Genomic DNA, 8,126 nt, shown 5'->3' with positions numbered 1-8,126 from the left:
ATTAAGATCAACAATATACGATGAAGAGTTTGATCCTGGCTCAGGATGAACGCTAGCGGCAGGCTTAACACATGCAAGTCGAGGGGTATGCTTCTTCGGAAGTAGAGACCGGCGCACGGGTGCGTAACGCGTATGCAATCTACCTTTTACAGAGGGATAGCCCAGAGAAATTTGGATTAATACCTCATAGTATTATGAAATGGCATCATTTTATAATTAAAGTCACAACGGTAAAAGATGAGCATGCGTCCCATTAGCTAGTTGGTAAGGTAACGGCTTACCAAGGCTACGATGGGTAGGGGTCCTGAGAGGGAGATCCCCCACACTGGTACTGAGACACGGACCAGACTCCTACGGGAGGCAGCAGTGAGGAATATTGGACAATGGGCGCAAGCCTGATCCAGCCATGCCGCGTGCAGGATGACGGTCCTATGGATTGTAAACTGCTTTTATACGAGAAGAAACACTGCTACGTGTAGCAGCTTGACGGTATCGTAAGAATAAGGATCGGCTAACTCCGTGCCAGCAGCCGCGGTAATACGGAGGATCCAAGCGTTATCCGGAATCATTGGGTTTAAAGGGTCCGTAGGCGGTTTAATAAGTCAGTGGTGAAAGCCCATCGCTCAACGGTGGAACGGCCATTGATACTGTTAAACTTGAATTATTAGGAAGTAACTAGAATATGTAGTGTAGCGGTGAAATGCTTAGAGATTACATGGAATACCAATTGCGAAGGCAGGTTACTACTAATGGATTGACGCTGATGGACGAAAGCGTGGGTAGCGAACAGGATTAGATACCCTGGTAGTCCACGCCGTAAACGATGGATACTAGCTGTTGGGAGCAATCTCAGTGGCTAAGCGAAAGTGATAAGTATCCCACCTGGGGAGTACGTTCGCAAGAATGAAACTCAAAGGAATTGACGGGGGCCCGCACAAGCGGTGGAGCATGTGGTTTAATTCGATGATACGCGAGGAACCTTACCAAGGCTTAAATGTAGATTGACCGTTTTGGAAACAGAACTTTCGCAAGACAATTTACAAGGTGCTGCATGGTTGTCGTCAGCTCGTGCCGTGAGGTGTCAGGTTAAGTCCTATAACGAGCGCAACCCCTGTTGTTAGTTGCCAGCGAGTCATGTCGGGAACTCTAACAAGACTGCCAGTGCAAACTGTGAGGAAGGTGGGGATGACGTCAAATCATCACGGCCCTTACGCCTTGGGCTACACACGTGCTACAATGGCCGGTACAGAGAGCAGCCACTGGGCGACCAGGAGCGAATCTATAAAACCGGTCACAGTTCGGATCGGAGTCTGCAACTCGACTCCGTGAAGCTGGAATCGCTAGTAATCGGATATCAGCCATGATCCGGTGAATACGTTCCCGGGCCTTGTACACACCGCCCGTCAAGCCATGGAAGCTGGGGGTGCCTGAAGTCGGTGACCGCAAGGAGCTGCCTAGGGTAAAACTGGTAACTAGGGCTAAGTCGTAACAAGGTAGCCGTACCGGAAGGTGCGGCTGGAACACCTCCTTTCTAGAGCCCTGAGTGTTAGTGGAAACACACGCTGGGGAAAAAAGAAGAAGCTTTATGGGATTATAATTTTAAGGCTATTTTACTCTTGCTGTTAGTTCAAATAATAAATTTTAAGTAAAACAGAGTCTCGTAGCTCAGCTGGTTAGAGTACTACACTGATAATGTAGGGGTCGGCAGTTCGAGTCTGCCCGGGACTACTATTTAACTTAAAAAAAGGAAATTCTGGAAGTTGGAATTCACCAAAGAAATTAGAGAAGAATTAGAAATCTAAAATCTGAATTCTATAATCTAAGATTTAAGAAATGGGGGATTAGCTCAGCTGGCTAGAGCGCCTGCCTTGCACGCAGGAGGTCAACGGTTCGACTCCGTTATTCTCCACTGATTTACTATAAATATAGTAAATAAAAGTTCATTGACATATTGAGATAAGAAAATAATAAAAAGTAGAAAGCGTTTTTTGTTATAGTAGTAATACAAATAATAAAAGACAAAAAAAAACGGTCATAATTGATTTTATGATTGGTACAATAAGCAAAATAAGGGCGTATGGGGGATGCCTTGGCTCTCAGAGGCGATGAAAGGCGTGATAAGCTGCGAAAAGCTGCGGGGACGGGCACACACCGATTGATCCGCAGATACCTGAATGGGGCAACCCACTATGTTGAAGACATAGTACACCGATAGGTGGGCAAACCCGCTGAACTGAAACATCTAAGTAGGCGGAGGAGAAGAAAACAAAAGTGATTCCGTAAGTAGTGGCGAGCGAACGCGGATTAGCCCAAACCAATGTTGTTACGGCAATGTTGGGGTTGTAGGACCACGACATTTTATGTACAAGGAACCGGAAGTTACTGGAAAGTGACACCATAGAGGGTGATAGTCCCGTATGGGTAACGAGTATAATAGATAGTGGTATCCTGAGTAGGGCGGGGCACGTGAAACCCTGTCTGAATTTGGCGGGACCATCCGCTAAGGCTAAATACTCCTGAGAGACCGATAGTGAACCAGTACCGTGAGGGAAAGGTGAAAAGAACCGTGAATAACGGAGTGAAATAGATCCTGAAACCATACGCTTACAAGCGGTCGGAGCCCTTTCGTGGGGTGACGGCGTGCCTTTTGCATAATGAGCCTACGAGTTAACGTTGCTGGCAAGGTTAAGTGGTTAAGCCACGGATCCGTAGCGAAAGCGAGTCTGAATAGGGCGCTTTAGTCAGTAGTGTTAGACGCGAAACCGTGTGATCTACCCATGGGCAGGTTGAAGCTGTGGTAACACACAGTGGAGGACCGAACCGGTTGACGTTGAAAAGTCTTCGGATGACCTGTGGGTAGGGGTGAAAGGCCAATCAAACTCGGAAATAGCTCGTACTCCCCGAAATGCATTTAGGTGCAGCGCTGTGCATAAAGTTATATAGAGGTAGAGCTACTGATTGGATGCGGGGGCTTCACCGCCTACCAATTCCTGACAAACTCCGAATGCTATATAATGTTTCACAGCAGTGAGGGCTTGGGTGCTAAGGTCCAAGTCCGAGAGGGAAAGAACCCAGACCATCAGCTAAGGTCCCCAAATATATACTAAGTTGAAAGAACGAGGTTTGTCTGCCCAGACAGCTAGGATGTTGGCTTGGAAGCAGCCATTCATTTAAAGAGTGCGTAACAGCTCACTAGTCGAGCGGACGAGCATGGATAATAATCGGGCATAAGTATATTACCGAAGCTATGGATTTAGAGTTTACTCTAAGTGGTAGGGGAGCATTCTAACAGGGTTGAAGGTGTATCGTAAGGTATGCTGGACTGGTTAGAAAAGAAAATGTAGGCATAAGTAACGATAATGCGGGCGAGAAACCCGCACACCGAAAAACTAAGGTTTCCACAGCTATGCTAATCAGCTGTGGGTTAGTCTGGTCCTAAGGCGAACCCGAAAGGGACAGTCGATGGCTAACGGGTTAATATTCCCGTACTACTAATTACTGTGATGGGGTGACGGAGTGATGAAAGCGCCGCGAACTGACGGAATAGTTCGTTGAAGTACCTACCTATAAGATGCGCAGGCAAATCCACGCGTCTTGGGGAAATACGATAGTACTCGGAGTCTTCGGACAAAGAGATAGTGCGCCTAAGGGCTTCCAAGAAAAACCTCTAAACTTCAGGTAATTAGTACCAGTACCGTAAACCGACACAGGTAGTTGAGGAGAGAATCCTAAGGTGCTCGAGAGATTCATGGCTAAGGAATTAGGCAAAATAGACCTGTAACTTCGGGAGAAAGGTCGCCCCCAGCAATGGGGGCCGCAGTGAAGAGGTCCAGGCGACTGTTTATCAAAAACACAGGGCTCTGCAAAATCGTAAGATGAAGTATAGGGCCTGACACCTGCCCGGTGCTGGAAGGTTAAGAGGAGATGTTATCTTCGGAGAAGCATTGAATTGAAGCCCCAGTAAACGGCGGCCGTAACTATAACGGTCCTAAGGTAGCGAAATTCCTTGTCGGGTAAGTTCCGACCTGCACGAATGGTGTAACGATCTGGACACTGTCTCAGCCATGAGCTCGGTGAAATTGTAGTAACGGTGAAGATGCCGTTTACCCGCAGTGGGACGAAAAGACCCTGTGCACCTTTACTATAGCTTAGTATTGACCTTGGATAAATGATGTGTAGGATAGGTTGGAGACTGTGAAGTGGCGTCGCCAGGCGTTGTGGAGTCATTGTTGAAATACAACCCTTTGTTTATCTGAGGCCTAACCCCGAGTATCGGGGGACATTGCTTGGTGGGTAGTTTGACTGGGGTGGTCGCCTCCAAAAGAGTAACGGAGGCTTCTAAAGGTTCCCTCAGTACGCTTGGTAACCGTGCGTAGAGTGCAATGGCATAAGGGAGCTTGACTGAGAGACATACAGGTCGATCAGGTACGAAAGTAGAGCATAGTGATCCGGTGGTTCCGCATGGAAGGGCCATCGCTCAAAGGATAAAAGGTACGCCGGGGATAACAGGCTGATCTCCCCCAAGAGCTCATATCGACGGGGGGGTTTGGCACCTCGATGTCGGCTCGTCACATCCTGGGGCTGGAGAAGGTCCCAAGGGTTGGGCTGTTCGCCCATTAAAGTGGCACGCGAGCTGGGTTCAGAACGTCGTGAGACAGTTCGGTCTCTATCTACTGTGGGCGTTAGAAATTTGAGTGGATCTGATTCTAGTACGAGAGGACCGAATTGGACAAACCTCTAGTGTATCTGTTGTCCCGCCAGGGGCACCGCAGAGTAGCTACGTTTGGAAGGGATAAGCGCTGAAAGCATATAAGCGCGAAACCCACCACAAGATGAGATTTCTTTTAAGGATCGTGGAAGATGACCACGTTGATAGGCTATAGATGTAAAGGCAGTAATGTCATAGTCGAGTAGTACTAATAATCCGTAAGCTTATGTACACCCTTTTCTCCCCGATGCAAATCGGGGAGAAGAAACTTTCTAAAAATAATAAATAAAAATACTTTTCTTTATCTCAGTATGTTAAGATATTATGTAATGTTGATCAGTTAATCTGGTTACCCATTGCAAAAACGACCTTAAGGTGGTTATTGCGGCGGGGCTCACCTCTTCCCATCCCGAACAGAGTAGTTAAGCCCGCCTGCGCAGATGGTACTGCAGTTATGTGGGAGAGTATGTCGTCGCCTTTCTTTTTAAAACCCTGTTTCGAAAGAATCAGGGTTTTTTGTTTTTACAAAAAACCGCAATTATACCGCAATGCGGTAACTATCGAAAACGAATTTGCTTTAAAAAATCCCCATCACCTAAATGATGGGGATTTTTTGGGTTTATGAGACTTTTATAACAAGGGACTTAATGTTTTTATTTTATAGTCTCCTATAAATTAATAATATTCGCAAAACTTTTTGCTTGTTAAGAATCCTTCCTGATTTATCGGAAAGATTTTTATTTTATATTATTTTTTACTTTTGGTTTTGGCAAAGTGCATGATTTTTATACTTCTTATAAAATAAGTTCGAAAAGCTTTGTGATTATCTTTAGAATTTAATTTAAAATTGAACGAATGGTTTATTTTGAATAGTTGAGATTTTAAGTTTGTAAAGAACCATTTATTATGTGTCAGGATTTCGAATTTTATTTCAATGTTTCGAGATTGGAATTTCTTTTGATTAATAATTTCTTATTTGCGCAGACTGTGTTGTGGATGGAAGTGTTGTCTTTTGTGATGTATTATATTTCTGGCGGTGCCTGGATGAAACTTTCTCTTGAAAAAAAACAAAGAATAGTGGGTCAGCTACGGAAGCTTAAGGTAAATATTTATTCAATTTTTTAATTAATTGCTACTCCAAATTTTTCCACATTGTTTCATTGTGAAATCATGTTTCTAGTGTTGTTTTTTCTAAAAGCATGTTGTTCGATAATTTGAATGACTATTATATTGTTCTGATTAAAAAGTAAAGGAATTTGGTGAGTTCTTTGCGAGTAGATGTTGTTTTAAATTTTCAGGCAGAAATGGGTATTAATTTCTTTTGTTTTAATATTTAAATATGAGAAACATTGGATTTGTGTATTAAGTATTATTGTGGCAAAGTGGTTTATTTTATTAATGTAGATTATGGAAATTTGAAAAGACTGAGAGGAATATTCTAGTTTAACTAAAAGGTTCAAGGGGATTTTTTATGCCATGAATGATGGGATAATTGAATTTATAAATTTATAATCCTTGTAGAAGTTTGAATATCGTTTTTGTGTTAAGAATTTGTTGTTGAATATTTTTTATTTATCCTTTTGAGTTTTATGTTCGATCTTGGTTAAAAGGTTTTTCTTTTCAGCGGATCTTACAATTGTTTTATAAGATTTTATCTTTCTGAATGATTGTTAAAAATGTCTTTTTGCTTTTGATAGATTATATAAAGAAAGATAAGTGGTATAAATGTCGAAATTTGAAGTTTATAGGTTTCTTGTGAAATGATTAAAAGTGTTCAAAAAATGTTGGTTTTAAAATTTTTACTATTTATTAAAGTCTAAATAAGTATTAATTGTCTACTATACATTAACCATTAAAGAATGATAAATCTGTGAAATCCCTAAAATCGGGAGTTTTTGAAAGCCCTGGATTGCGAAAAAGCCATTTGGTTTAGGAAAATCCCTATAAAGTTAAAAAAAGAGTGTTTTGTAAGTTTGGTGTTATCAGTATGTTAAGGAAAAGTTTTAAAAAACATTGAAATTATGCAATAAAAAAGCTTGTAAATGTAAATAAAGGGTCTACTTTTGCACCCGCAACAGCGATAGACGTTCACAGAAATACTGACAGGCTAAAGAGATCAAAACGGAAATTTATTTTCAAAAAAAGATTAAAAAAAGCTTGTGGGAATTGAAAGAAAGTTTTAAGTTTGCACCCCGCAAAACACGGAAAGTTCATTGATAGTTTGGCAGATAAGGAGAAGGAAGACGAAATGAGAATTTTCAAAAAAAACTTCAAAAAACATTTGCCAGTTAGAAATAAGTTTTCTACTTTTGCACCCGCTTTGAGAAACAAGCGAAACAAAAAGAAACACACGTTCGTAGACATATTGAATTGACAGCCGCTTTAACAGAGATGTTAGGGCAAAAGAATAAAGAGTAAGATAATCGAGAGATTAAAGAATAACCGATAGAGACTGATTCGAATAACAATACGATCTTGATTTATTAAGATCAACAATATACGATGAAGAGTTTGATCCTGGCTCAGGATGAACGCTAGCGGCAGGCTTAACACATGCAAGTCGAGGGGTATGCTTCTTCGGAAGTAGAGACCGGCGCACGGGTGCGTAACGCGTATGCAATCTACCTTTTACAGAGGGATAGCCCAGAGAAATTTGGATTAATACCTCATAGTATTATGAAATGGCATCATTTTATAATTAAAGTCACAACGGTAAAAGATGAGCATGCGTCCCATTAGCTAGTTGGTAAGGTAACGGCTTACCAAGGCTACGATGGGTAGGGGTCCTGAGAGGGAGATCCCCCACACTGGTACTGAGACACGGACCAGACTCCTACGGGAGGCAGCAGTGAGGAATATTGGACAATGGGCGCAAGCCTGATCCAGCCATGCCGCGTGCAGGATGACGGTCCTATGGATTGTAAACTGCTTTTATACGAGAAGAAACACTGCTACGTGTAGCAGCTTGACGGTATCGTAAGAATAAGGATCGGCTAACTCCGTGCCAGCAGCCGCGGTAATACGGAGGATCCAAGCGTTATCCGGAATCATTGGGTTTAAAGGGTCCGTAGGCGGTTTAATAAGTCAGTGGTGAAAGCCCATCGCTCAACGGTGGAACGGCCATTGATACTGTTAAACTTGAATTATTAGGAAGTAACTAGAATATGTAGTGTAGCGGTGAAATGCTTAGAGATTACATGGAATACCAATTGCGAAGGCAGGTTACTACTAATGGATTGACGCTGATGGACGAAAGCGTGGGTAGCGAACAGGATTAGATACCCTGGTAGTCCACGCCGTAAACGATGGATACTAGCTGTTGGGAGCAATCTCAGTGGCTAAGCGAAAGTGATAAGTATCCCACCTGGGGAGTACGTTCGCAAGAATGAAACTCAAAGGAATTGACGGGGGCCCGCAC

The 8,126-nt window shown here is 42.9% G+C and carries 2 tRNA genes and 4 rRNA genes; all 6 read left to right on the top strand.

Annotated elements, in window-relative coordinates:
- The first annotated feature begins 17 nt into the window (after nucleotides 1-17).
- A 16S ribosomal RNA gene (locus tag RC62_RS00675) occupies nucleotides 18-1,531 on the top strand.
- Between the two features lie 123 nt (nucleotides 1,532-1,654).
- Nucleotides 1,655-1,728, top strand: a tRNA-Ile gene (locus RC62_RS00670).
- A gap of 107 nt (nucleotides 1,729-1,835) precedes the next feature.
- A tRNA-Ala gene (locus RC62_RS00665) sits at nucleotides 1,836-1,909 on the top strand.
- A gap of 147 nt (nucleotides 1,910-2,056) precedes the next feature.
- A 23S ribosomal RNA gene (locus RC62_RS00660) occupies nucleotides 2,057-4,940 on the top strand.
- Between the two features lie 139 nt (nucleotides 4,941-5,079).
- Nucleotides 5,080-5,189: ribosomal RNA gene (rrf, locus tag RC62_RS00655) — 5S ribosomal RNA — on the top strand.
- A 2,018-nt stretch (nucleotides 5,190-7,207) separates the two neighbouring features.
- A 16S ribosomal RNA gene (locus RC62_RS00645) occupies nucleotides 7,208-8,126 on the top strand; the annotation flags it as partial.

The sequence above is a fragment of the Flavobacterium aquidurense genome (genome assembly GCF_001404985.1).
GTDB lineage: Bacteria > Bacteroidota > Bacteroidia > Flavobacteriales > Flavobacteriaceae > Flavobacterium > Flavobacterium aquidurense_B.
Note: the sequence above shows the minus strand (reverse complement) of the source record. Positions and strands in the feature narration are given on the sequence as shown.